Origin of the sequence: Streptomyces sp. NPDC028635 (assembly GCF_040637635.1) — a bacterium.
Lineage (GTDB): Bacteria > Actinomycetota > Actinomycetes > Streptomycetales > Streptomycetaceae > Streptomyces.
Map to the genome: position 1 here is coordinate 1 of NZ_JBEZWX010000006.1, position 22,978 is coordinate 22,978.

A 22,978-nucleotide genomic window follows, 5' to 3' on the forward strand; every position below is an offset into this window, starting at 1 on the left:
GGGGTGTCCGCCCGCAGCGTCCGGCACCGGCGGTGGGCGCCGTATCGAGTGACGGCCGGCCGGACCGAGGACGGACACCCCCCGCCCCGGCCCCGCCCTGACCACCGGCCGCAGGCGAGACCGCAACCGGCCACCGGACGGAAACGGGCCGCCGCAGGCATTTAAGGGGCGCGGGGAACGGCGCGACGAGCCCCCACGCACCCGCAGACGAACAACGACCAGGCGCCGCAGGCGCCAAGGGGCGCGGGGAACGGCGCGACCAGCCCCCACGCACCCGCAGACGAACGACAAGGCACCGCAGGAGCACGGGAAGCCGCGCGAAGCCCCACGCACCCGCAGACAACCGACGACCGACGACCGACGACCGACAATCCACAACCGCCCGGAGGGCTACTGCGCCGACGCGGTCAGATCCCCTCGCCGAGGCGCCGCGAACCCCTCCAGGTCACCCCGCGTGAGCCCCGTGGCCGCGGCCACCTCCGCGACGTCGAGCGCACCGCAGTCCAGCCCCCGCAGCAGATACCCGCTGAGCGCCTTCGCGGTGGCCGGCTCGTCCATCACGTCACCGTCGACATGACCGGCGTAGCGGGCGAGACGGGCGGCGGCCTGTTCGAAGCCCTCGCGGTAGAAGGCGAACACGGCCGCGTAGCGGGTCGGGATGTGCCCGGGGTGCATGTCCCAGCCCTGGTAGTACGCCCGGGACAGCGCCCGCCGGGTCAGCCCGTAGTGCAGCCGCCACGCGGCGTGGACTTTCTCGGTGGACCCGACCGGCAGCACGTTGGTGGAGCCGTCGGACACCCGCACCCCGGTCCCCGCCGCCGCGACCTGCATGATCGCCTTGGCGTGGTCGGCGGCCGGGTGGTCGCTGGCCTGGTAGGCGGCGGAGACGCCGAGGCAGGCGCTGTAGTCGAAGGTGCCGTAGTGCAGTCCGGTGGCGCGGCCCTCGGCGGCCTGGATCATACGGGCGACGGTGGCGGTGCCGTCCGTCGCCAGAATGGACTGGCTGGTCTCGATCTGGATCTCGAAGCCGATGCGGCCGGGCTCCAGACCGCGGGCCTTCTCGAACGCCTCCAGCAGCCGGACCATCGCGGTGACCTGCTCGGGGTAGGTCACCTTGGGCAGGGTGAGGGTGAGCCCGTCCGGCAGCCCGCCGTGCTCCAGCAGCCCGCTGAGGAAGACGTCCAGGGTCCGGATGCCCCGGTCGCGGACCGCGGCCTCCATGCACTTCATGCGAATGCCCATGTAGGGCGCGGCCGTGCCCTCGGCGTACGCCGAGGCGATGAGCCGGGCGGCGCGGGCTGCGTCCTCGTCCTCGTCCTCGCCGTGGTAGCCGTCCTCGAAGTCGACGCGCAGGTCTTCGATGGGCTCGCGCTCCAGCTTGGCGCGCACCCGCGTGTAGACGGGCTCGGCGAGGTCGTCGGCGAGGCCGAGGACGCGGGCGAAGGAGGCGGCGTCCGGGGCGTGCTCGTCGAGCGCGGCGAGGGCCTGGTCGCCCCAGGAGCGGATGGTGTCGGCGGCGAAGACGTCACCGGGGACGTAGACGGTGTGTACGGGCTGGCGGGTGCCGGGGTCGCCCGGGTAGCGGCGCTCCAGTTCGGCGTCGACCGGCGCGAGGGAGGCGCTGATCTCCTCGCTGACGGCGCCCGCGAGGCTCGTCGCCACCTTCTCCTGCTGGCCCTGACCCATCCCGCACCCTCCTGTTTTCCGCTCTATGGAATCAATAATCCGTAGAGTGAAGTTATCCGTGGATCTTCCTCCTGGTCAACACCCTGTCCACAGCATGAACCCGTCGCCGCGACACGGCGAGGCCCCCGTGACCGCGCAGGTCACGGGGGCCTCGACGAGCCGGGCGGGGATCAGCCCTTGCGGGTCTTGACCTCGTCGGTCAGCTGCGGGACGACGTCGAACAGGTCGCCGACGATGCCGTAGTCGACCAGCTCGAAGATCGGGGCCTCGGGGTCCTTGTTGATGGCCACGATGGTCTTCGAGGTCTGCATGCCGGCGCGGTGCTGGATGGCGCCGGAGATGCCGCAGGCGACGTACAGCTGCGGCGAGACCGACTTGCCGGTCTGGCCGACCTGGTTGGTGTGCGGGTACCAGCCCGCGTCCACGGCGGCACGCGAGGCGCCGACGGCCGCACCGAGCTGGTCGGCGAGACCCTCGATGAGGGAGAAGTTCTCCGCGCCGTTCACACCGCGGCCACCGGAGACCACGATCGCGGCCTCGGTCAGCTCGGGACGGCCCGTCGACTCGCGCGGCGTGCGGCCGGTGACCTTGGTGCCGGTGGCCTTGTCGGAGAAGGACACGTTCAGCGCCTCGACGCTGCCCGCGGCCGGGGCGGCCTCCACGGCGGCCGAGTTCGGCTTGACCGTGATGACCGGGGTGCCCTTGATGACACGGGACTTGGTGGTGAAGGACGCGGCGAACACCGACTGGGTGGCCACCGGGCCCTCGTCGCCGGCCTCGAGGTCGACGGCGTCGGTGATGATGCCGGAGCCGATGCGCAGCGCCAGACGCGCGGCGATCTCCTTGCCCTCGGCGGAGGACGGCACGAGGACGGCGGCCGGGGAGACGGCCTCGACGGCGGCCTGCAGGGCCTCCACCTTCGGCACGACCAGGTAGTCGGCGTACTCGGAGGCGTCGGAGGTGAGGACCTTCACCGCGCCGTGCTCGGCGAGCGTGGCGGCGGTGTCACCGGCGCCGTTGCCCAGCGCGACGGCGACCGGCTCGCCGATGCGGCGGGCCAGCGTCAGCAGCTCCAGAGTGGGCTTGCGGACGGCACCGTCCACGTGGTCGACGTAGACGAGAACTTCAGCCATGGGAATGCATCTCCTGCGGGGATTGCGAAGTCTGAGGGGCGGTCAGGGAGGCGGTCCCTGCTCCAGGGACGAACGGGTCCCTTAGATGAACTTCTGGCTCGCGAGGTACTCAGCGAGCTGCTTGCCGCCCTCGCCCTCGTCCTTGACGATCTGGCCCGCGGTGCGCGCGGGACGCTCGTTCGCGGCCTCGACCTTGGTGAACGCGCCCTCCAGGCCGACCTCTTCGGCCTCGATGTCGAGGTCGGACAGGTCCCAGGACTCCACCGGCTTCTTCTTGGCCGCCATGATGCCCTTGAAGGACGGGTAACGGGCCTCGCCGGACTGGTCGGTGACCGACACGACGGCCGGCAGGGAGGCCTCGAGCGTCTCCGAGGCGGCGTCGCCGTCGCGGCGGCCCTTGACCGTGCCGTCCTCGACCGAGACCTCGGACAGCAGCGTGACCTGCGGGACGCCCAGCCGCTCGGCGACAAGCGCCGGGACGACGCCCATGGTGCCGTCGGTGGAGGCCATGCCGGAGATCACCAGGTCGTAACCGGCCTTCTCGATCGCCTTGGCCAGCACCAGGGAGGTGCCGATGGCGTCCGTGCCGTGCAGGTCGTCGTCCTCGACGTGGACGGCCTTGTCGGCGCCCATGGACAGCGCCTTGCGCAGGGCGTCCTTGGCGTCCTCGGGACCGATGGTCAGGACGGTGACCTCGACGTCGTCGTCGGAGTTCTCGGCGATCTGCAGCGCCTGCTCGACGGCGTACTCGTCCAGCTCGGAGAGCAGACCGTCCACGTCGTCCCGGTCGACGGTCAGGTCATCGGCGAAGTGCCGGTCGCCAGTGGCGTCGGGCACGTACTTCACAGTGACAACGATCCTCAAGCTCACGCCGGCTCTCCTACTGCCTCGTCATTTCTCGGCTGCCTACTTGAGAGGCAGCATAGGCGCCCCAAGCGGCCGATTCCGGTACGGGGCGGTCCCCGCTCCGACCGAAATATTACTCGTCAGTACACCCAGTTCCTGCCCGCTAAGCAAGCGCTTTGAACTGTGACCTTTGCAACGCAGCGTAACCGGAACTCGACCGCTTCGCAGGGGCGCCGGAGCGTGACTAATCGCGCAGAGCAGTGAAGCCGCCCTGGTGATAGAGGAGCGGGCGGCCGGGCCCGGCGGGGTCGCCGACGACGACCTCGGCGAGGACGATGCGGTGGTCACCGGCCGGGACCCGGGCGACCACCCGGCACACCACCCAGGCCAGGACGTCGTCCAGCACGGGAACCCCCTCCGGTCCCTCGCGCCAGGCCGTGGGTGCGCCGAAGCGGTCGGCCCCGCTGCGGGCGAAGGTGGCGGCCAGCTCCCGCTGGTGCTCGCCGAGGATGTGCACGCCGACGTGTTCGGCCTCGGCGACGGCCGGCCAGCTGGAGGCGCCGGTGCCGATCCCGAAGGACAGCATCGGGGGCTCGGCGGAGACGGAGGTGAGGGAGGTGGCGGTGAAACCGACCGGCCCCGACGCGCCGTACGCGGTGATCACGGCGACCCCGGCCGCGTGCCGCCGGAAGACGGAGCGCAGGAGGTCGGGCGAGGCGAGCTGGGGGATGCGCAGGTCGGGCGAGGCCGTCATGCCGTTGTCCTTCAGGAGTGAGGGGCGAGGGGGCGCGGGGCTGCTACCGCCCCGGACAGCGCGCGCTCGCGGTGCGGACGAGGTCGACGTGCACCCGTCCATGGAGAAGGAGTTCCGAAGGCATGAGGTCAGGCTGACGACAGGTGGCGAGCGCAGTCAAGTACGTCCCGTGGAGTGGGAGACAGCTCACCGTGACGAAAGGGGGCGTCACACCGCCTCGCCCAGGGCCGCGATGACGTCGGCCTTCCGGGGCTGACCGGTGGCCCGGCGCACGACACGGCCGTCGGCGTCGAGGACCAGCACCGTCGGGGTCTTCAGGATGTCGAGCGCGCGCACCAGTTCCAGACGGGCCTCGGCGTCGATCTCCAGGTGCGTGACGCCCGGGACCAGGCCGGCGACCTCGCCCAGCACCCTCCGGGTGGCCCGGCAGGGGGCGCAGAAGGCGCTGGAGAACTGCACCAGGGTGGCCCGCTCGCCCAGTTCGCCGCCGAGGTCGGCCGCCGTGAGCCGCTTGTCCTGATCGCGCACCCGCACCCGCACTCTCCCGCTCCGCCGTCGCTGCACCAGGCCGTAGGCGCTCGCCAGCGCGAGCACCACGACGCACACCACCAGTCCGGTCATCATCTGCACCAGCATTCATCAGACTGCAAAGATTCCCCGCTCCCGGAACTCCATCCGCTGCGGAATGCTTGCCTCCATGGACATCGACGTGAGGGGGCCGCGGTTCGGGGCGGCCGTGACGACCGCGGTGCTGGCCGTCGTGCTGATCACCGGCAACCCCTGGCTGCTGGCCTGGCAGACGCTGGCGTTCGCGCTGGGCGCGGCGGGCGGGGTGCAGCGTTCGCCGTACGGCTGGGTGTTCCGGACGGCGGTGCGGCCGCGGCTGGGGCCGCCGCGGGCGTTCGAGGCGCCCGAGCCGCCGCGGTTCGCGCAGGCGGTGGGGCTGGTGTTCGCCGGTATCGGCCTGGCCGGCTACACGCTGGGCCCGCAGTGGCTGGGCATGGCGGCGACCGCCGCCGCCCTGGCGGCGGCGTTCCTGAACGCGGTGTTCGCGTACTGCCTGGGGTGCGAGATGTACCTGCTGGTGCGGCGTACGACGGTCCGCGCGGAGTAAAGGAAACATAAAGGCGCAGGTCGATCATGGGGCGGACGTGACGAGAATCTCGCGGCGGACGGGCACCAGGACTGGCTCCCCGCCCGTTGTTTGGGGCACGATCTGCGACAAGCCGTGAACCTACGGCTGCGTAACTTGACTTCCGCCGGGAACCTTCTTTCTTGGCATTCCCTACAGCGGATGAAGAAGGAAGGGTCCGTCCCGCCCATGGCAGAACTCGTCTACCGCCCCGTCATCGGTCTCGCCAAAACCATGTTCAAGGCATGGGACCTCAAGATCGACTGCCGGGGGTCGGAGAACATTCCGCGGACGGGCGGCGCTGTGCTGGTGAGCAACCACATCAGCTACCTCGACTTCATCTTCAACGGTCTCGCGGCGCTCCCGCAGAAGCGGCTGGTGCGCTTCATGGCGAAGGAGTCGGTGTTCCGGCACCGGATCTCCGGGCCGCTGATGCGCGGGATGAAGCACATCCCGGTGGACCGCAAGCAGGGCGAGGCCGCGTACGCGCACGCGCTGGACGCACTGCGCTCCGGCGAGGTGATCGGGGTGTTCCCCGAGGCCACCATCTCGCCGTCGTTCACACTGAAGAGCTTCAAGTCGGGCGCCGCCCGCCTCGCGCAGGAGGCCGGTGTCCCGCTGATCCCGATGGCGGTGTGGGGCACGCAGCGGCTGTGGACCAAGGGCCACCCCCGCAACTTCAAGCGCAGCCACACCCCGATCACGATCCGCGTGGGCGAGGCCGTCGAGGCACCGCGCGACCAGTACGCCGGCGCGATCACCCGCCGCCTGCGCGAGCGTGTCCAGGAGCTGCTGGAGGCCGCCCAGCGCGCCTACCCGGTCCGCCCGAAGGACGCGAGCGACACCTGGTGGATGCCGGCCCACCTGGGCGGTACGGCGCCGACGCCGGAGCAGGTCCGGGCCGCCGAGGCGCACTGACCGCCCGTCCGCCGGCTCTCGCTCACAGCGCGGTCGGATAGACCGGCCACAGCGACGGGACGTCCGGTGCGGAGCGCAGCGACGCGAGGATCGCCGGGTGCGGGGCGGCGTACAGCTCCGGGTAGTCCTCCTCCCCCGCCCGCGGGTCGGGTACGAAGGCCAGTTGCTCCCCGTCCAGGCGGAACGCCGCATTCTGGCCGGGCTTGCCGCCGCGCGGGTCCTGGCGGTGCCAGGCGCCGTTGAAGCGGACCGCGACCAGGCCGTGCACCGCCTCGAACTTCTGGTAGCACAGCGCCGTAGGGATGTCCTCGGCGCGCAGCAGTGCGGCCAGGGCGTGGGCCTTGGCGCAGCAGATGCCGGTGCGCCGCTCGATCACGTCGGAGGCGCGCCAGGTCTGGCGCGGGTCACCACTGTCCAGGGAGTGCGGGATCTCGTCCCGCACGAACTCGAAGGCCGCACGCGCATACTCATACGAGTCGGCGGCGCCGTCGGCCAGTCTCGCGGCCGTCTGCCGCACCACCGGATGGTGATGGTCGATGACCTCGTCGGCCGCCAAGTAGGCGGAAAGGTCCGGGGTGTTCTGGATCAGCTCCATGCCCGAGAGCATAGAAATGCGATCACCCGAGCGTCAATGACTTTTCGGATGACCGCATATCTATGCAACGCGGGGTGTCAGCGCGCCATCTCTTCCTTCAGCGCGGCCAGGAACGCGTCCACGTCGTCCTCGGTGGTGTCGTAGGAGCACATCCAGCGCACCACGCCGTCGGCCTCGTCCCAGAAGTAGAAGCGGAAGCGCTTCTGCAACCGCTCGCTGACGTCGTGCGGCAGCCGGGCGAAGACGCCGTTGGCCTGGACGGGGTAGAGGATCTCCACGCCGTGCAGGGACCGCACACCCTCGGCCAGACGCTGGGCCATCTCGTTGGCGTGCCGGGCGTTGCGCAGCCAGAGGTCCTTGGCGAACAGCGCCTCCAGCTGCACCGAGACGAAGCGCATCTTGGAGGCCAGCTGCATCGACATCTTCCGCAGGTGCTTCATCTGCCGCACCGCGTCCTGGTTCAGGACGACGACCGCCTCGCCGAACAGCGCGCCGTTCTTCGTCCCGCCCAAGGAGAGGATGTCCACGCCGACCGCGTTGGTGAACGTGCGCAGGGGCACGTCCAGCGACGCGGCCGCGTTCGATATCCGGGAGCCGTCCAGGTGCACCCGCATGCCGTGGGCGTGGGCGTGCTCGCAGATCGCGCGGATCTCGTCGGGCGTGTAGAGGGTGCCCAGCTCGGTGGACTGGGTGATCGAGACGACCTGCGGCATCGCACGGTGCTCGTCCTCGAAGCCCCACGCCTGCCGGTCGATCAGCTCGGGCGTCAGCTTGCCGTCCGGGGTGGGGACGGTGAGCAGCTTCAGGCCGCCCATCCGCTCCGGCGCGCCGCCCTCGTCGACGTTGATGTGCGCGCTGTCCGCGCAGATCACCGCGCCCCAGCGGTCGGTGACCGCCTGGAGTGCCACGACGTTGGCGCCGGTGCCGTTGAACACCGGGAACGCCTCGGCCGTGGCACCGAAGTGGCTGCGCACGATCCGCTGGAGGTTCTCGGTGTAGTCGTCCTCGCCGTAGGCCACCTGGTGCCCGCCGTTGGCCAGCGCCAGGGCGGCGAGCACCTCGGGGTGGGCGCCGGCGTAGTTGTCACTGGCGAAACCGCGGACCTCGGGGTCGTGATGACGACGCGCGTCGGTCTTGGGTGGGTTCACGGCTTCTCGGTCAGCCACAGACGGTTTCCGTTCACTTCCGCGGCGGGCTTGTCCCAGACGCCTACGATCGCCTCGGCGAGGTCCTTGACGTCCGTGAAGCCCGCGAACTTCGCGTTGGGGCGGTCGGCGCGCATCGCGTCGTGCACCAACGCCTTCACCACCAGGATGACAGCGGCCGAGGTCGGCCCGTCGGCGCCCTCGGCGATGCCGGCCTTGCGGAAGTAGTCCGCCATGGCCAGCGTCCACGCCTCGGAGGCGGCCTTCGCGGCGGCGTAGGCCGCGTTGCCGGCGGTGGGCTTGGTGGCACCGGAGGCGCTGATCAGGACGTAACGGCCTCGGTCGCTGCGCTGCAGCGCCTCCGAGAAGGCGAGGGAGGTGTGCTGGACCGTACGGATGAGCAGCAGCTCCAGGAAGTCCCAGTCGTCCAGGCTGGTCTTGATGAAGGTCTCGCTGCCGCGCCAGCCGCCGACCAGGTGGACCACACCGTCGACGCGTCCGAACTCCTTCTCGGTGCGCGTGGCCCAGTCCCGGGTCGCCTCCAGGTTCAGCAGGTCGACGGTCTCGCCGGTGACGGTCGCGCCGCCCTGGGCGTAGCGGGCCGCGTCCACGGCCTCGGACAGCCGCTCCGGGTCGTTGTCGGCGCCGACGACCGTCGCACCGGCCTCGGCGAGGCGCAGCAGCGCCGCCCGGCCCGCCGGTCCGCCCGCGCCGGCGACCGCGATCACCGCACCGCTGAGAGCCCCGTTCCCCATCTTCTTCGCCTCCGTAAGCGTGTTCTGGACGCGGTCGCTCACGCGGCGATCCGCTCGGCGCCGTCCGCCGTGATGCCCTTGGTCGAGGCAATCACGTTCTTGAGTTTCTTGGACAGCGCCTCATAGAACATGCTCAGCGGAAACTCGTCCGGAAGCACGTCATCGACCAGCTTGCGCGGCGGCTGGGTCAGGTCCAGGGCGTCGGGGCCCTTGGCCCACGTGGAGCCGGGGTGCGGGGCGAGGTAGGTGGAGACCAGCTCGTAGCCGGCGAACCAGTGCACCAGCTTCGGGCGGTCGATGCCGTCGCGGTACAGCTTCTCGATGTCGGCGCACAGCTGGTTGGTGACCTGCGGGGCACGCTCCCAGTCGATGGAGAGCTTGTTGTCCGTCCAGCGCACGACGTCGTGCTTGTGCAGGTAGGCGAAGAGCAGCTGGCCGCCGAGGCCGTCGTAGTTGCGGTTGCGGTCGCCGGTGACCGGGAAGCGGAACATCCGGTCGAAGAGCACGGCGTACTGCACGTCACGGGCCTGCGGGACGCCGTCCGCCTGGAGCTTCACGGCCTCCTTGAAGGCGGTGAGGTCGCAGCGCAGCTCCTCCAGGCCGTACATCCAGAACGGCTGGCGCTGCTTGATCATGAACGGGTCGAACGGCAGGTCGCCGTGGCTGTGGGTGCGGTCGTGGACCATGTCCCACAGGACGAAGGCGTCCTCGCAGCGCTTCTGGTCGTGGACCATCGCGGCGATGTCCTCGGGCAGCTCCATGCCGAGCAGCTCGACGGCGGCCTCGGTCACCCGGCGGAAGCGGGCGGCCTCGCGGTCACAGAAGATGCCACCCCAGGAGAATCGTTCCGGCGCCTCGCGCACGGCGATGGTCTCCGGGAAGAGCACCGCGGAGTTGGTGTCGTAGCCCGAGGTGAAGTCCTCGAAGGCGATGCCGCAGAACAGCGGGTTGTCGTAGCGCGTGCGCTCCAGCTCGGCCAGCCAGTCCGGCCACACCATGCGCAGCACGACCGCCTCGAGGTTGCGGTCGGGGTTGCCGTTCTGCGTGTACATCGGGAAGACGACCAGGTGCTGCAGGCCGTCCCGGCGGTCGGCCGCGGGCTGGAAGGCCAGCAGCGCGTCCAGGAAGTCCGGCACCTCGAAGCCGCCCTCGGCCCAGCGCTGGAGGTCCTTGACCAGCGCCTCGTGGTAGGCGGTGTCGTGCGGCAGCAGCGGGGACAGCTCGCGCACGGCGTCGATCACCTCGTGGACCGCGCCCTCGGCCTCGGTGCGCTGCGGGGCGCCCTCGGCGGTGAGGTCTATGGAGCCGTCCTTGGACTGCCAGGGCCGGATGCGCTCCACGGCATCCTTGAGCCGGGGCCAGGCCGGGTGCTCCACCACCCTGCTCGCCGGAGGAACCTTCTCCTCCGCACCCGCCTGCACAAGAATTTCCGTCATGTCCCATCCTCCACTGGAAGACCTCGCGTAAGGAGACCGTATACATACATGGTTTCTCCCAGCAAGGGGCAGCTCGGGAAATTATCCTGCGCGACCCCCATGGTCACCGAAGTATTTCCCGTCCGGTGGCGGAGGAGGGGTTTCTTCCCCTTGAGCGGGGTACGGATGGCTCCGTCGCCGACGGAAGTGAGCGGGCCTTGAACTTCATCACCATTGGACACCGCGGTGTGATGGGCGTCGAGCCGGAGAACACGCTGCGCTCCTTCACGGCCGCGGAGCGTGCCGGTCTCGACGCCATCGAGCTCGACCTGCACCTGAGCAAGGACGGCGCGCTCGTGGTCATGCACGACGAGCGGGTGGACCGGACGACCGACGGCAGCGGGCCGATCGCCGACAAGACGCTGGAGGAGCTGCGCGCCCTCGACGCCGGTCTCGGCGAGCGGGTGCCGGTCTTCGAGGAGGTCGTGGACGCGGTGCGGGCGCCACTGCAGGCCGAGATCAAGGACGTGCGCGCCGCGCGGGTGCTGGCCGAGGTGCTGCGGGCGCGGGATCTCGTGGAACGGGTCGAGGTGATCTCCTTCCACGACGACGCGGTCCGGGAGGTGGCCCGACTGGTCCCGGGCGTGCGGACCGCGCTCGTCGCCGAGCACTACGGCCCGGAGGTCGTCGACCGCGCGGTCGCGGCCGGCGCCGCGACGGTCTGCCTCGACATCCAGCGGCTCACCCTGGAGGTCGTCGAGCGGGCCCGCGAGGCCGGCCTCAGGGTGTTCAGCTGGGTGGTGAACACGCCGCAGCATCTGCGGCTGGCCCGCGCACTGGAACTGGACGGCGTGACCACCGACCAGCCCGAGATCAAGCGCGCCGGCCGCTTCACGGCGTAGCGCCGCCGAGCGATCGAGCCCCCGGGCCGGCGGATCACTGCCGGGCGCCGGGCGCCCACGGCCCCAGGGGGCCGGCCGCCCTTGCCCGGGTGCCGGCCGTCCTGGCCCGTGCCGGGGCCCAAGGGGCTCCGGGCGGTGGGTTCCGGGGCTGCCCCGGGGCGGTCCCGGGGTGGCTCGGCCGCCGAGGCCGCGGCGACGGGGTGCTGCGGGCCGGTGGGCTCAGGCGAGGGGCTTCACCAGGAGTTCGAACTGGAGATCGTCGCGCTGAGGGAGACCGAAGCGCTCGTCGCCGTACGGGAAGGGGGTCATCCGGCCGGTGCGGCGGTAGCCGCGGCGCTCGTACCAGGCGATCAGGTCGTCGCGTACCGAGATCACGGTCATGTGCATCTCCGTCACGCCCCAGACCGCGCGGGCCTGGCGCTCCGCCTCGGCGATGACGGCCTTGCCGACACCCCCGCCCTGGAGGGTGGGCCGCACCGCGAACATGCCGAAGTAGGCGTGGTCGCCGCGGTGTTCGAGCTGGCAGCAGGCGACGATCACGCCGCCCTGTTCGACGGTGAGCAGCCGGCTGTCGGGCGACTTGATGACCTCCAGCACACCCTCGGGGTCGGTGCGCTGCCCTTCGAGGATGTCCGCCTCCGTGGTCCAGCCGGCCCGGCTGGCGTCTCCGCGGTAGGCCGACTCGATCAGCGCGACCAGTGCGTCGACGTCGGCGTCGGTGGCCTCGCGGAACGTCAGGGCGGTGGCGGGGGACTCCATGGGGCGCTTCTCCCTCTGTCTCGGGCTGTGTCGGGGCCGTCCCGGACGGGTCCGGCTGTCCCGGGGGCGGCCCGGACAGCCGGCCGACGGGCGGGTCGGCCGGGTCGAGGGTAACCCTGCCACTAGGCTCCGGATGTATGGTGCACGTTCTCAGCAGCCGGACGCTCCTGCGTCCCACCGACCCCGAACGCTCCCGCGCCTTCTACGGCGAACAGCTGGGCCTCGCCGTCTACCGCGAGTTCGGCACGGGCCCGGAGCGCGGCACCGTCTACTTCCTCGGCGGCGGGTTCCTGGAACTCTCCGGCCGCTCCGACACCCCGCCCTCCCCCGCCGTCCGCCTCTGGCTCCAGGTCCCCGACGCGGCGGCGGCGCACGAGGAGCTGCGGGGCAGGGGCGTGCCGGTCGTGCGGCCGCCGGTGCGCGAGCCGTGGGGGCTGGTGGAGATGTGGATCGAGGACCCGGACGGCGTCCCGATCGTCCTGGTCGAGGTCCCGGCGGACCATCCGCTGCGGTACCGGCCCGGGATCTGACCCCCCGCGCGGGGGCCGTCGGGTGGCGGTTCAGTCCGGCAGGTTGCCGTCGCCGCCGAGGTTGTCGACGACGCGCCGCAGGACGTCGATCGCGGTGACGAAGTCGGCCTCGGCGACGCCCTCGTGCATCCGCTGGTGCACGCTGAGGTTGCGCTCCCGCGCCCGCAGCCGTCCCGCCTCCCCCGCCTCGGTCAGCCGCATGCCGCCGTCCTCGGTGAGCCAGCCCCGGTCCACGAGGTCGTCGTAGACGTCGTCGAAGCCGATGCCGAGGTCTTCGTAGCGGGCCAGCCGCGCGGTCAGGGCCGCACGGGTCCACTTCCCGGGCTCGGCGGCGACGTGGTTGAGCGTCCACCAGTGCGGCTGGGTCAGGTTCTCGACGGCCAGCTGAGCGCGCAGGGCGCCGACGACCCTGCGGTACGCCTCGCCGGTCCACGCCCCGATCGGCTGCGCTGCGAGTTCTGCGGCCGCGTACTGCTTCAGCGCCACGGCGCCTCCTCCTTCTGTGATCACCAGGTCAGCGGTCACCGTAGAACCTCAAGCGCGCTTGAGATCAAGCCAGCGGTGGCCGCCGCGACCGGGCCGGATTAGCGTGCTGACGAGGGGCCCGCGCCGGAAGGAACGCCATGAAGCTCGACCGACCAGTGACCGGCGGGCCCTGCTGGACGGAGCTCGGAACCCCCGACGTGGAGGCGGCGAAGCGCTTCTACGCGGCCGTTTTCAACTGGCGGCCCGAGACGGATCCGCGCTCCGAGGCCGGCGGGTACACGGTCGCGCACCTCGGTGACGCGGCCGTGGCCGCGCTGTCGCCGCTGTACCAGGAGTCGCAGCCGGTGGCCTGGAACGTGTCGTTCGCGGTCGCGGACGCCGACGCGGCGGCGCAGCAGGTGCGTGCGGCCGGCGGCATGGTGCTGCTGGGCCCGATGGACGTGCTCGACGTCGGCCGTTTCACGGTGGCCACCGATCCCACGGGTGCGCTCTTCCAGCTGTGGCAGGCGCGTTCCTTCCCCGGCGCCGGGCTGTTCAACGCGCCGGGCTCGCTCGGCTGGGTGGAGCTGATGACCCGGGAGCCGAAGCAGGCCGAGGCCTTCTACACGAGGGTGTTCGGCTGGACGGTCAACGCCTCGGAGCGCTACACCCAGTGGGGCATCGCCGGGGACGACTTCGGCGGCATGACGGTGATGGACGACAAGTTCCCGCCCGAGGTGCCGCCGCACTGGCTGCCCTACTTCGCGGTGACCGACGTCGACATCACGGCGGCCGACGCGGCCGGGGCGGGCGGCACCGTCCTGATGGAACCCACCTCCGTGCCCGACGGCCCCCGCATCGCGGTGCTGCGCGACCCCCAGGGGGCCGTGTTCGGCGTGCACCTGGCCGGCCAGGAGGGCTGACACCGCCCGGACCCCACGGTCTCCTCACCACCGCACGCCCTCTGTTCAAGGGGGCGTGCGGTGCGCTATACCTTCAGCGCTTGATTGATTCTGCTCGATGCGGCCCGTTATCAAGCAGGTTCCGTCATCGCTCCTTCCGATGCCGGGTCGCGCAGGATGTGAAGGGACCGATATGACCGCTCCATCCAGCAGATCCCGCACGCGGCGCCGCAGGCGCGGCGCGGCCGGTCTGGCCGCTGCGGCTCTGTGCGCGGCGCTCGCCGTCGCCGGCACGCCCGCCCCGCCCGCGGCGGCCTCCGTCCCGGCCGCGGAGGCCGCGGCGTCCGGCGTCCTCGGGGACGTCACCGGCTTCTCGGCGTCAGGGGCCGTGTACACGTTCACCGCGGGGGCCGCCAAGGCACGGGTGAGCTTCGTGTCCGGTGACACCTTCCGCATCGAGGCGGCGCCCGACGGCACGTTCACCGATCCGGTGGGGTCCGACATCGTGCTGCCGCAGGGGGCCCCGCCGGCCACCCGGTGGGCCGACCGCGGGGACCGTTACGAACTCTCCACCGGCCAGGTCACGTTGCGGGCGTACAAGGCACCGCTGCGGTTCGCCCTGTACCGCGCCGACGGCACCCGGCTGTGGGAGGAGAGCCGCGGCATCAGCTGGGACGGCACCTCCACCACGCAGACGCTGGCGCGGGGCGCCGACGAGCAGTTCTACGGCGCCGGTGAGCAGAACGGCAGCGGCAACACCTCGCATCGCGGCAAGACCGTGAAGGTCGGCGTCGACTACAACTGGAACGAGGGCGGCCACCCCAACTCGGTGCCGTTCTACCTGTCGTCGGCGGGCTACGGCGTCTACCGCAACACCTACGCGCCGGGGACCTACGCCTTCACCGATCCGGTGACCACCACCGAGCAGGAGAAACGGTTCGACGCGTACTACGTCGCCGGGTCGAGCGCCAAGGACGTCATCGGCAAGTACACCGAGCTCACCGGGCGTCCCATGCTCCCGCCGGTCTACGGCCTGGAGATCGGCGACTCCGACTGCTACCTGCACAACGCCAACCGCGGCGAACGGCACACCCTCGACGCGCTCAAGGTCGCCGACGACTACGTCAAGAACGACATGCCGCTGGGCTGGATGCTGGTCAACGACGGCTACGGCTGCGGGTACGAGAACCTCGCCGAGACGGCGAAGGGCCTGGGCGACCGCGACATGCAGATGGGGCTGTGGACCGAGGACGGGCTGGACAAGCTGGCGGACCAGGTCAAGGCCGGGCAGCGGGTCGCCAAACTGGACGTGGCCTGGGTCGGCGACGGTTACAAGTTCGCGCTCGACGGCTGCAAGGCCGCCTACCGCGGGATCGAGGACAACAGCGACGCCCGCGGGTTCACCTGGGCGCCGGAGAGCTGGTCCGGTGCGCAGCGGTGCGGGGTGCAGTGGAGCGGGGACCAGTCCGGCAGCTGGGACTACATCCGCTGGCAGATCCCGACGTACGCGGGCGCGACGATGTCGGGCCTCGCGTACACCACGGGTGACGTGGACGGGATCTTCGGCGGCAGCGCCAAGACGTACGCGCGCGATCTGCAGTGGAAGGCGTTCCTGCCGGCCGTGATGACGATGGACGGGTGGGCGGCCTCGGACAAGCAGCCCTTCCGGTACGGGGAGCCGTACACGAGCATCAACCGCACGTACCTGAAGCTGAAGGAGTCGCTGCTGCCGTACATGTACACGTACGCGGCGCAGGCGAACCGGACCGGGGTCGGAGCGGTGCGTCCGCTGGCCCTGGAGTACCCCGACGATCCGGTGGCCGCGTCGGACGCCGCGAAGTACGAGTTCCTGAGCGGGGAGGACTTCCTCGTCGCACCCGTGTACCGGGACGAGAGCGTGCGCGACGGGATCTACCTGCCGAAGGGCACCTGGGTCGACTACTGGTCGGGGCGGGTGTACCAGGGGCCGACGACGGTGAACGGCTATCAGGCGCCCCTCGACACCCTGCCGTTGTTCGTGAAGGCGGGCGCCGCGGTGCCGATGTGGCCCGGGATCCGGTCGTACCGGGAGCGGACCGCCTCTTCGCCGCTGGCGTGGGACGTGTATCCGCAGGGGCGGTCCTCGTTCACCCTGTACGAGGACGACGGGGTGACCCGGCAGCACCGGGTTGGGCGGTACGCCGAACAGAAGGTCGTCGTGAGCGCGCCCGGCAGCGGGGCCGGTGCGGTGCGCATCGACGTCGGCGCGAGCGCGGGTTCGTTCGCGGGCAAGCAGAGCGCGCGGCCGTACCGGTTCACCGTGCACACCGGTTCCGCGCCCGCGCAGGTGCGGCTGGACGGGCGGGCGCTGCCCCGGCAGACGTCCAAGGCCGCGTTCGAGGCGGCTGCGGAGGGATGGTGGTACGACGCCGGGGACCGCGCCGGGGTCGTGCAGGTGAAGACCCGGGCGATCAGTACGGCGCGGGCGTTCCGGGTGGATCTCGACGCGGCGAGCGCGGTGGGCGGGCGGGTGCCCGGTGCCGTGGGCACGCTGGACGTCGCGGCCGACGCGGAGATGAGCGCGGGTGTGCCCGGGAAGGTGACGGTGGACTTCACCGCCGGGCGGGCGGGCGCCGAGAACACGGCGGTGTCCCTGACCGCGCCGCAGGGGTGGACCGTGTCGCCCGCGCGCGCTCTGGGAAGCGTGGACGCCGGTCAGCGGGTGCGCGCGGAGTTCACGGTGACGCCGCCGGGAGACGCCGCGGTGGGCGAGGCGGTGGTCGGCGCCACCGCGCGGTACCGGGCCGCCGGGGAGCAGAAGGTCGCCGTGCAGCGGGCCGCGGTGCGAACCATGCCGAAGCCGCCGGCCGGGGATGCCTGGGCCAGCGATCTGCCCTGGCTGAGTTCCTCCAACGGCTGGGGGCCGGCCGAACGGGACCGGAGCAACGGGGAGTCGGGGGCCGGTGACGGCCGTACGCTCACGTTGAACGGAACCACGTACGCCAAGGGCATCGGGGCGCACGCCAACTCCGACGTCGAGTTCTGGCTGGGCGGGGCGTGCTCCGCGTTCACGGCCACCGTGGGCGTGGACGACGAGATCAACGGGTACGGCGGGGTGTCGTTCTCCGTGGTCGCGGACGGGAAGACGCTGTGGTCGTCGCCGACCGTGTCCGGGAAATCGGATCCGGTGGAGGTGAAGGTGCCGGTGAGCGGGGCTCGGCATGTGCACCTCGTGGTGACGGATACGGACGGGTCGAAGTCCGGGGATCACGGGGATTGGGCGGGGGCCGCGTTTCACTGCGCGTGAGGCGTTTCGCTCCGGGTGAGCGGGGGTGAGGGTGGGGGTGGGGGCGGTTGTTGTCCGGCTGCGGGGTTCGTCGTGGCGGCGGTTGCTGGCCGGCTGCGGGGCTCGTCGTGGCGGCGGTTGCTGGCCCGCTGCGGGGCTCGTCGTGGCTGGGCGCGCCGTTCCCCGCGCCCCTGTTTGTGCCTGCGGCGGCCCGTTGCGGTCGCGTCGTGGCGTGCGTCGCCTACGGCCGGTGGGTGAGTCGGGGCCGGGGCGGGGGGTGTCCGTCCTCGGTCCGGCCGCCCGTTCCCGACGGCCGTACCGTGTGCCGGTGCCGGCCGCTGCGGGCGGACACCCCCCGCCCCGTCCCCTTCCCGCCGTCGGCGGCTGCGGGTCGTCGTTCGAACGGTCCGAGCAGGCCGACGGCGACCGTCCGACACCCAAGGGGCGCGGGGAACTGCGCGATCAGCCACGACGCGCCCGCACCGGCCGGGTCACGTGCGGAGGGACTCCAGGTGGCCCTCCAGGCGGGAGAGCAGGTTGGCCAGGAGGGATGCCAGGTCGTTCTGGTCGGTGTCGTCCAGGGCGGAGAGGACCGCCGTCTCGTAGGCCAGTTGTTCCGGCAGGATCGCGTCGACCAGGTCGCGGCCGGCGGCCGTGAGGCGGACGTGGGCGACGCGGCGGTCGCGGGTGTCGGTTCGGCGTTCGACCAGGCCGCGCTCGGTGAGTTGCTTCAGTCGCTTCGTGACGGCCGCGCCCGAGGAGAAGGTCTCGCGGGCCACGTCGCCGGGCGTCAGCTCGTGCCCGGTGCGGCGCAGCGCGCCGAGCAGGTCGAACTCGGCGCGGCTCAGCCCGGCCCGGCGCAGCGGCGCGTCCTCCGCCTGCTGGAGGAGTGCGGCGCAGCGGTTGACCCGGCCGATGATCTCCATGGGGCCGGTGTCGAGGTCCGGGTGGACCGCCCGCCACTGCCGGACGACGGCGGCGACGGTGTCACCCCTGTCGTCTCTTTGCTTGGTCGCCGTCATGGCCGTACGTCCTCCGCTCGCGTGCGTCCCGGGGTCAGGCCCTGGGCTCGTACCGTCGCCGCGAGCGTACGGTGTCCCGCCTGTTCGGTGAGCACCACCCGGTCGTGCGGCAGGGCACGCTGCCACCACTCGCCGGACGCGGCCTCGGCGGTGGCGCGCAGGTCGACCAGCGCGCCGGCGAGGGCGCGGCGGGCCGCTTCGAGGGCGGCGGGCGAGGTGTGCGGTTCGCTGACGAGGCGGGCGGCCCGTTCGCGGGCCTGCTCCGCGGTGGTCAGGGCGTGTTCCAGGCGGTCGCCGGAGCGTCGGTTGGTGACGGCCACGGCGGCCACGAACCCGACGAGGGCGCCGACCAGCGTGTCGACGGTGCGCTCGGTGATCAGTTCGGCGGAGTCCTGGAAGCGGGCGAACTCGGTGATCAGCAGTGCCATCGGGGTCACACAGATCGTGCCGAGCCAGTAGTTGCGGCCGATCAGCGCCTCCGCGCCGAAGTTGAAGGCGAGGCACAGCAGGACGAGCGCCGCCTGGTGGAGGTGGGCCAGCGGGACGACCGCGGCGAAGACGAGGACGCCGATGACGTTGCCGACCACGCGCTGCACGGCCCGGCTCCAGGTCAGCGTCAGGTTGGCCTGGTAGAGGCTCGCCGCGGTGACCAGGGCCCAGTAGGGGCGGCCGACGCCGAGCGCGAGGGAGGCGTACCCGGCCAGTGCGCAGCCGACGAAGGTGCGCACGGCGACGGGGGTCAGGTGGCGGTGGGGGGTGGGGGCGGTCCGCTCCGCTTCCACGCCCAGGAGTTCCTCCGCCTCGCCGGGCAGGTCGTCCACGCGGGGAACGGGGCCGTTGCCGCGCAGGTCGCGGGCCCAGGCGCGCAGACGGCCGGGGTCGCTGTCGGCGGGCGCGGCCAGGGCGACCTCGGCGCGGACGAGGAGGCGCTCCAGGCCTCGCCGGGTGCGGTCGGAGCGCAGCCCCGCGGTGAGCAGGGTCTGCCAGGCGGCCTGGACGGCGGCGGCCGCCGCGCCGCGGGTGTGGGCGTCGCCGGTGGTGGCGTGGGCCGCGGCGGCGTTGAGGGCCTGCGCGGTGGCGCGCCGTTCCGGGCCGTGCGGGCGCACGAGGCCGGGCGCCATGCCGACCAGCCACGCCCAGGCGCCCGCCGCGAGGGCCAGCCCGAGGTGTCCCGGGATCTGGGCGAGGGTCTGGGGGACGAAGAGGGCCGCGGAGCTGATGAAGGTGAGGACGACGTTGCCGGGCGGGCCGACGCGGGTGGCGTCGCACACCGCCTTCTGTACGGCGGCCAGCAGTGCGCCCACGGTGACCAGGACGGCCGCGCCGGTGGCCAGCGACGCGGCGGTCAGTGCGGCGGCGAGGCCGCCGGTCATGCCGAGGACCACCCAGGCCAGCGTCCGGGCCCGGGCGGCGTAGGGGCGGTTGTGGGCGTACAGGGCGCACAGGGATCCGGCCATCGTGTACATCGCCAGGTCGAGCCGGCCGAGCGCCAGCAGGATCAGGTTCGGCGGCGCCACCGAGACGACGGCGCTCAGCGCGGGCTTGAACCAGATCGGAGAGGGGCGGCCGAGCCTCAGGGCTCCGGCGAGAGGGAGGGGACGGATGCGCATGGGAGATAGTTTAACAGGTGTTTTACCTGTGAAATATTTCCGGGCGCGCTCCCGCTTGCGCGCCCCGTGTACACCTCTGCGCTTGCGTGCGCTCCGGGTGGCCCGGGCATCGCTCTCCCTGGACCGACGTCGAGGGGGGAGGCGCGCGTGCACGGACCGGCTTCGTCCGGCTGGCTCCTGGTCGCGCTGTGCGCGGCGACCGGCGCCTACTGCCTGCTGCGCATGCGCAGCGGGACACGCGAGCAGCGCCGGGCCGCCGGCAGTGAGGCGCTGATGGGTTTCGGGATGGCCGCGATGGCGGTGCCGGCGGCGGTGTACTCGCCGCCCGGGTGGGCCTGGCCGGGATACGCGGTGGTGTTCGGACTGGCCGCCGTACACGCGCTGTGGGCGGCCCGTCGCAGCGCCCATCACCTGCACCATCTGGTGGGGGCCGGGGCCATGGTCTACATGGCCGTGGTGATGGCGGGCGCGCCGGCCCACCATCACACGGGCGGTGGTGTCCCGCTCGTGACGGGGACCCTGCTGCTCTACTTCGCGGGGTATGTGCTGCTGTCCGGGGCGCGGTTGGTGCCGGTCGCGGCGGTGGCCGGTGCGCCGCCCGCGGCGGGCTGGGGCGACCGGCCGGAGCTGGCGCGGGCGTGCCGGCTGACGATGGGCATCGCCATGGTGGCGATGCTGCTGGCGCTGTGACGCGTGGGGTGTGTCACTTTGCCCGCGCTGCCCGTACCGCCCGGTAGCCCCCGCCTCATAGGCTGCCGCCCATGTTGGTGCCCGCGACGTTGATGCTGCTCGGCGCCCTGACCGCGGTGGTCGCGCCGCGGTTGCTCGCCCGGGCCGACTGGCCGGACCGTGAACCGGTCGTCGCCCTGTGGGTGTGGCAGTGCGTGGTGGCGGCCGTCCTGCTGTGCTGCGCCCTGTCGATGACGCTCAGCGCGGCCGCGGCCTGGCAGGCGGTGCGCGGCCATGTGTTCGCGTCGGCGCCGCGTGCCGTGGTGGAGGCGTACGAGCTGGGGGTGGGCGCTCCCTGGGCCGCGACGACCGCCGTGACGCTGGCGCTGGGCGGGGTGTGGACCGCGGCGATGCTGGTCCGCGAGGTGGCCCGGGCGCGGGCGCGGCGCAGGCTGCGCCGGACCGAACTCCTCGCCCGCGCGCCTCGGCTGCCCGGTGAGGGCACGCGTCGCGGGCGGCTGGTCATCCTCGAGGGAGAGCGCCCGGACGCCTGGTGGCTGCCCGGCACACCGGCCCGGCTGGTGGTCACCACGGCCGCGCTGCGCCGGCTCGAGGGTCGCCGGCTGGACGCCGTGCTCGCGCACGAACAGGGGCACGCGCGCGCCCGGCACGACTGGCTGCTGCACTGCTCCTCCGCGCTGGCCGGCGGTTTTCCGCAGGTGCCGGTGTTCGCCGCGTTCCGCGACGAGATGCACCGGCTGGTCGAACTGGCCGCCGACGACACGGCCTCGCGCCGCTTCGGCCGGCTCACCACCGCGCTCGCGCTCGTCGAACTCAACGAGGACCGCGGCGTGTTCGGGCCCTGTCCCGGCGGGCACGGACAGGTGCCGCAGCGGGTGAACCGGCTGCTCACCGCGCCGGCCCGGCTCACCGCGGCCCGCAGGCTGCGGCTGACGGCCGCCGCCGCGCTCGTGCCGGTGATCCCGGTGCTGGTGGCGTTCGGTCCGGGGCTGCGGGCGCTGGGCTGACTGGGACCGGAGTTGGCCTCGGGCACCGCGCGTCGGCGAGGATCGCCCCATGCACCCTCCGTCCGCCGACGCACCCTCCCGCTCCCCCGCCCCTCGCTCCGCGCTGCGCTGGGCCCTCGTGCTCGCCCTGTGCTCGGGGCTGCTGACGGCGCTGGTCGCGATCAGATGGCGGCCGCTCACCGGCACCGACGGTGACATCGCGCGGACCACCCACCGTTGGGCGGTCGGCGACCCCGGCGTCACGCACGCCTTCCGCGTCCTGACCGACTGGGTGTGGGATCCCACGACGATGCGTGTCCTGTGCGCGGCCGTCGCCGTATGGCTGCTGTGGCGGCGTGCCGCGTGGTGGACGGCGGTGTGGCTGGTGACGGTGACGGCGCTCGCGACGGTGGTGCAGCAGGCGCTGAAGGCCGCGGTCGACCGGCCCCGCCCCGTGTGGCCCGACCCGGTCGACTCCGCCCATTACGCGGCCTTTCCGTCCGGCCACGCCCTGACCGCCACGGTGGTGTGCGGCCTGCTGGTGTGGCTGGTGCACGCCTACGGGGCGGGGCCTGCCCTGCGCCGCACGGCTCTGGGCGCCGCGCTCGTCAGCGTGATCGGGGTCGGTGTGACCCGGGTGTGGCTCGGCGTGCACTGGCCCTCGGACGTGCTCGGCGGCTGGCTGCTGGGCGCCGCGCTGGTCGCGGCCGCGGTGGCGGCGCATCTGCGGTGGCGGCCGTGAACCGGCCGGAGGGCGGTCACTAGGATCATCACCATGACCGCCGTTCTCTTCGACTTCTCCGGCACGCTCTTCCGGATCGAGTCCGTCGACACGTGGTTGCGCGCCGTTCTCGCGGACGCGGGGATCACGCTCCCCGAGGACGAACTGGCCCGCACGGTCGGCGCGTTGGAGGCGGCGGGCGCGCTGCCCGGCGGCCCGGAACCGCAGCAGGTGCCCGGCCGTCTCGCCGAGCTGTGGGAGAGCCGCGACGAGAGCGGCGCCGGACACCGGGCCGCCTACACCGGCCTGGCCCGCCAGGTGCCGCTGCCCGATCCGGGGCTGTACGACGCCCTGTACGAGCGGCATCGCACGCCGGCGGCCTGGACGCCGTACCCGGACGCGGCAGATGTGCTGCGCGCCCTGCGGGAGCGCGGGGTGCGGATCGGCGTGGTGAGCAACATCGGCTGGGATCTGCGCCCCGTCTTCCGCGCCCATGGCCTGGACGCGTTCGTCGACGCCTATGTGCTGTCTTACGAGCACGGCATCCGCAAGCCGGACCCGCGGCTGTTCGCCCTCGCCTGCGCCGCGTTGGACGCCGAACCGGCGCGGACGCTCATGGTCGGCGACAGCCGGCACGCCGACGGCGGCGCGGCGGCTCTGGGCTGCCGGGTGCACTTCGTGGACCATCTGCCGGCCCACGAGCGACCCGACGCGCTGCGCCCGGTACCGGCCCTGGTGGGCTGACTC

At 72.4% G+C, this 22,978-nt stretch carries 23 protein-coding genes; 10 read left to right on the top strand and 13 right to left on the bottom strand.

Annotated features, from left to right (window positions below; translation table 11 throughout):
• Positions 1–390: 390 nt before the first annotated feature.
• The 5 genes from AB0E88_RS08540 to AB0E88_RS08560 form a co-directional block, all read right to left on the bottom strand.
• Positions 391–1,686, bottom strand: coding sequence for an aldolase/citrate lyase family protein (locus AB0E88_RS08540; protein WP_361625974.1), 1,296 nt, complete (start codon positions 1,684–1,686; stop codon positions 391–393).
• Between the two features lie 170 nt (positions 1,687–1,856).
• The gene (locus AB0E88_RS08545; RefSeq protein WP_361625977.1) at positions 1,857–2,819 is read right to left on the bottom strand and encodes an electron transfer flavoprotein subunit alpha/FixB family protein; all 963 of its coding nucleotides are present in this window, start codon (positions 2,817–2,819) and stop codon (positions 1,857–1,859) included.
• 81 nt (positions 2,820–2,900) lie between these two features.
• Positions 2,901–3,689, bottom strand: a complete 789-nt coding sequence (locus AB0E88_RS08550; RefSeq protein ID WP_361625980.1) for an electron transfer flavoprotein subunit beta/FixA family protein — start codon at positions 3,687–3,689, stop codon at positions 2,901–2,903.
• A gap of 220 nt (positions 3,690–3,909) precedes the next feature.
• Positions 3,910–4,419, bottom strand: a complete 510-nt coding sequence (locus AB0E88_RS08555; protein ID WP_361625983.1) for a flavin reductase family protein — start codon at positions 4,417–4,419, stop codon at positions 3,910–3,912.
• A gap of 207 nt (positions 4,420–4,626) precedes the next feature.
• Positions 4,627–5,040, bottom strand: coding sequence for a thioredoxin family protein (locus tag AB0E88_RS08560; protein WP_361626719.1), 414 nt, complete (start codon positions 5,038–5,040; stop codon positions 4,627–4,629).
• Positions 5,041–5,116: 76 nt separating this feature from the next.
• On the opposite strand from AB0E88_RS08560, the gene AB0E88_RS08565 reads away from it, so the two are divergent.
• Both AB0E88_RS08565 and AB0E88_RS08570 read left to right on the top strand, forming a co-directional pair.
• Complete coding sequence (locus AB0E88_RS08565; protein ID WP_361625986.1) at positions 5,117–5,533, top strand: DUF4395 domain-containing protein; 417 nt, start codon at positions 5,117–5,119, stop codon at positions 5,531–5,533.
• Positions 5,534–5,740: 207 nt separating this feature from the next.
• Positions 5,741–6,469 (top strand): lysophospholipid acyltransferase family protein, encoded by a 729-nt coding sequence (locus AB0E88_RS08570; RefSeq protein WP_361625989.1) that lies wholly within the window; start codon positions 5,741–5,743, stop codon positions 6,467–6,469.
• A 22-nt stretch (positions 6,470–6,491) separates the two neighbouring features.
• Here the strand turns inward: AB0E88_RS08570 and AB0E88_RS08575 are convergent, their stop codons facing one another.
• From AB0E88_RS08575 to AB0E88_RS08590, 4 genes are all read right to left on the bottom strand, one after another.
• Positions 6,492–7,064 carry a transglutaminase domain-containing protein gene (locus AB0E88_RS08575; RefSeq protein ID WP_361625992.1) on the bottom strand — a complete coding sequence of 191 codons (573 nt, stop codon included), beginning with the start codon at positions 7,062–7,064 and terminating at the stop codon, positions 6,492–6,494.
• Between the two features lie 77 nt (positions 7,065–7,141).
• On the bottom strand, positions 7,142–8,212 hold the full coding sequence (locus tag AB0E88_RS08580; protein ID WP_361625995.1) for a low specificity L-threonine aldolase: 1,071 nt from the start codon (positions 8,210–8,212) through the stop codon (positions 7,142–7,144).
• The gene (locus tag AB0E88_RS08585) at positions 8,209–8,964 is read right to left on the bottom strand and encodes an SDR family oxidoreductase (protein ID WP_361626722.1); all 756 of its coding nucleotides are present in this window, start codon (positions 8,962–8,964) and stop codon (positions 8,209–8,211) included. The genes AB0E88_RS08580 and AB0E88_RS08585 overlap by 4 nt, the downstream gene beginning before the upstream one ends.
• Positions 8,965–9,002: 38 nt before the next feature.
• Entirely contained in the window at positions 9,003–10,400 is a 1,398-nt protein-coding gene (locus AB0E88_RS08590) for a DUF6421 family protein (RefSeq protein ID WP_361625998.1), read from the bottom strand.
• Positions 10,401–10,597: 197 nt separating this feature from the next.
• Between AB0E88_RS08590 and AB0E88_RS08595 the strand changes: the two genes are divergently transcribed.
• A complete protein-coding gene (locus AB0E88_RS08595; protein ID WP_361626001.1) occupies positions 10,598–11,281 on the top strand; it encodes a glycerophosphodiester phosphodiesterase family protein in 684 nt (227 codons plus the stop codon).
• 219 nt (positions 11,282–11,500) lie between these two features.
• On the opposite strand, the gene AB0E88_RS08600 is transcribed toward AB0E88_RS08595, so the two are convergent.
• Complete coding sequence (locus AB0E88_RS08600; RefSeq protein WP_361626004.1) at positions 11,501–12,040, bottom strand: GNAT family N-acetyltransferase; 540 nt, start codon at positions 12,038–12,040, stop codon at positions 11,501–11,503.
• A gap of 137 nt (positions 12,041–12,177) precedes the next feature.
• Here AB0E88_RS08600 and AB0E88_RS08605 point away from each other — a divergent pair, with 137 nt between their 5' ends.
• Positions 12,178–12,570 (top strand): VOC family protein, encoded by a 393-nt coding sequence (locus AB0E88_RS08605; RefSeq protein WP_361626007.1) that lies wholly within the window; start codon positions 12,178–12,180, stop codon positions 12,568–12,570.
• Between the two features lie 30 nt (positions 12,571–12,600).
• Here the strand turns inward: AB0E88_RS08605 and AB0E88_RS08610 are convergent, their stop codons facing one another.
• Positions 12,601–13,056: a MarR family transcriptional regulator gene (locus tag AB0E88_RS08610; RefSeq protein WP_361626010.1), complete on the bottom strand. Its 456-nt coding sequence runs from the start codon at positions 13,054–13,056 to the stop codon at positions 12,601–12,603.
• 137 nt (positions 13,057–13,193) lie between these two features.
• Here AB0E88_RS08610 and AB0E88_RS08615 point away from each other — a divergent pair, with 137 nt between their 5' ends.
• Positions 13,194–13,958, top strand: coding sequence for a VOC family protein (locus AB0E88_RS08615; protein ID WP_361626013.1), 765 nt, complete (start codon positions 13,194–13,196; stop codon positions 13,956–13,958).
• Between the two features lie 172 nt (positions 13,959–14,130).
• The gene (locus AB0E88_RS08620; protein WP_361626016.1) at positions 14,131–17,223 is read left to right on the top strand and encodes an NPCBM/NEW2 domain-containing protein; all 3,093 of its coding nucleotides are present in this window, start codon (positions 14,131–14,133) and stop codon (positions 17,221–17,223) included.
• A gap of 470 nt (positions 17,224–17,693) precedes the next feature.
• Here AB0E88_RS08620 and AB0E88_RS08625 read toward each other — a convergent pair whose 3' ends face one another.
• Together AB0E88_RS08625 and AB0E88_RS08630 are read right to left on the bottom strand one after the other, a co-directional pair.
• Positions 17,694–18,224 carry a MarR family transcriptional regulator gene (locus AB0E88_RS08625; RefSeq protein ID WP_361626019.1) on the bottom strand — a complete coding sequence of 177 codons (531 nt, stop codon included), beginning with the start codon at positions 18,222–18,224 and terminating at the stop codon, positions 17,694–17,696.
• The gene (locus tag AB0E88_RS08630; protein WP_361626022.1) at positions 18,221–19,834 is read right to left on the bottom strand and encodes an FUSC family protein; all 1,614 of its coding nucleotides are present in this window, start codon (positions 19,832–19,834) and stop codon (positions 18,221–18,223) included. The genes AB0E88_RS08625 and AB0E88_RS08630 overlap by 4 nt, the downstream gene beginning before the upstream one ends.
• A 147-nt stretch (positions 19,835–19,981) precedes the next feature.
• Between AB0E88_RS08630 and AB0E88_RS08635 the strand changes: the two genes are divergently transcribed.
• The 4 genes from AB0E88_RS08635 (at position 19,982) to AB0E88_RS08650 (ending at position 22,975) form a co-directional block, all read left to right on the top strand.
• On the top strand, positions 19,982–20,524 hold the full coding sequence (locus tag AB0E88_RS08635; RefSeq protein WP_361626025.1) for a DUF5134 domain-containing protein: 543 nt from the start codon (positions 19,982–19,984) through the stop codon (positions 20,522–20,524).
• Between the two features lie 71 nt (positions 20,525–20,595).
• Positions 20,596–21,531, top strand: coding sequence for a M56 family metallopeptidase (locus tag AB0E88_RS08640; protein ID WP_361626028.1), 936 nt, complete (start codon positions 20,596–20,598; stop codon positions 21,529–21,531).
• A 49-nt stretch (positions 21,532–21,580) separates the two neighbouring features.
• The gene (locus tag AB0E88_RS08645) at positions 21,581–22,252 is read left to right on the top strand and encodes a phosphatase PAP2 family protein (protein ID WP_361626031.1); all 672 of its coding nucleotides are present in this window, start codon (positions 21,581–21,583) and stop codon (positions 22,250–22,252) included.
• A 33-nt stretch (positions 22,253–22,285) separates the two neighbouring features.
• Complete coding sequence (locus tag AB0E88_RS08650) at positions 22,286–22,975, top strand: HAD-IA family hydrolase (protein ID WP_361626034.1); 690 nt, start codon at positions 22,286–22,288, stop codon at positions 22,973–22,975.
• The last annotated feature ends 3 nt before the right edge of the window (positions 22,976–22,978 follow it).

Excerpts from the sequence above, each read along its gene's own strand:
- AB0E88_RS08540 (WP_361625974.1), bottom strand. The coding sequence starts at position 1,686 with ATGGGTCAGGGCCAGCAGGAGAAGGTGGCGACGAGCCTCGCGGGCGCC.
- AB0E88_RS08545 (WP_361625977.1), bottom strand. The coding sequence starts at position 2,819 with ATGGCTGAAGTTCTCGTCTACGTCGACCACGTGGACGGTGCCGTCCGC.
- AB0E88_RS08555 (WP_361625983.1), bottom strand. The coding sequence starts at position 4,419 with ATGACGGCCTCGCCCGACCTGCGCATCCCCCAGCTCGCCTCGCCCGAC.
- AB0E88_RS08560 (WP_361626719.1), bottom strand. The coding sequence starts at position 5,040 with ATGACCGGACTGGTGGTGTGCGTCGTGGTGCTCGCGCTGGCGAGCGCC.
- AB0E88_RS08565 (WP_361625986.1), top strand. The coding sequence starts at position 5,117 with ATGGACATCGACGTGAGGGGGCCGCGGTTCGGGGCGGCCGTGACGACC.
- AB0E88_RS08570 (WP_361625989.1), top strand. The coding sequence starts at position 5,741 with ATGGCAGAACTCGTCTACCGCCCCGTCATCGGTCTCGCCAAAACCATG.
- AB0E88_RS08575 (WP_361625992.1), bottom strand. The coding sequence starts at position 7,064 with ATGGAGCTGATCCAGAACACCCCGGACCTTTCCGCCTACTTGGCGGCC.
- AB0E88_RS08585 (WP_361626722.1), bottom strand. The coding sequence starts at position 8,964 with ATGGGGAACGGGGCTCTCAGCGGTGCGGTGATCGCGGTCGCCGGCGCG.
- AB0E88_RS08590 (WP_361625998.1), bottom strand. The coding sequence starts at position 10,400 with ATGACGGAAATTCTTGTGCAGGCGGGTGCGGAGGAGAAGGTTCCTCCG.
- AB0E88_RS08600 (WP_361626004.1), bottom strand. The coding sequence starts at position 12,040 with ATGGAGTCCCCCGCCACCGCCCTGACGTTCCGCGAGGCCACCGACGCC.
- AB0E88_RS08605 (WP_361626007.1), top strand. The coding sequence starts at position 12,178 with ATGGTGCACGTTCTCAGCAGCCGGACGCTCCTGCGTCCCACCGACCCC.
- AB0E88_RS08615 (WP_361626013.1), top strand. The coding sequence starts at position 13,194 with ATGAAGCTCGACCGACCAGTGACCGGCGGGCCCTGCTGGACGGAGCTC.
- AB0E88_RS08620 (WP_361626016.1), top strand. The coding sequence starts at position 14,131 with ATGACCGCTCCATCCAGCAGATCCCGCACGCGGCGCCGCAGGCGCGGC.
- AB0E88_RS08625 (WP_361626019.1), bottom strand. The coding sequence starts at position 18,224 with ATGACGGCGACCAAGCAAAGAGACGACAGGGGTGACACCGTCGCCGCC.
- AB0E88_RS08630 (WP_361626022.1), bottom strand. The coding sequence starts at position 19,834 with ATGCGCATCCGTCCCCTCCCTCTCGCCGGAGCCCTGAGGCTCGGCCGC.
- AB0E88_RS08640 (WP_361626028.1), top strand. The coding sequence starts at position 20,596 with ATGTTGGTGCCCGCGACGTTGATGCTGCTCGGCGCCCTGACCGCGGTG.
- AB0E88_RS08645 (WP_361626031.1), top strand. The coding sequence starts at position 21,581 with ATGCACCCTCCGTCCGCCGACGCACCCTCCCGCTCCCCCGCCCCTCGC.
- AB0E88_RS08650 (WP_361626034.1), top strand. The coding sequence starts at position 22,286 with ATGACCGCCGTTCTCTTCGACTTCTCCGGCACGCTCTTCCGGATCGAG.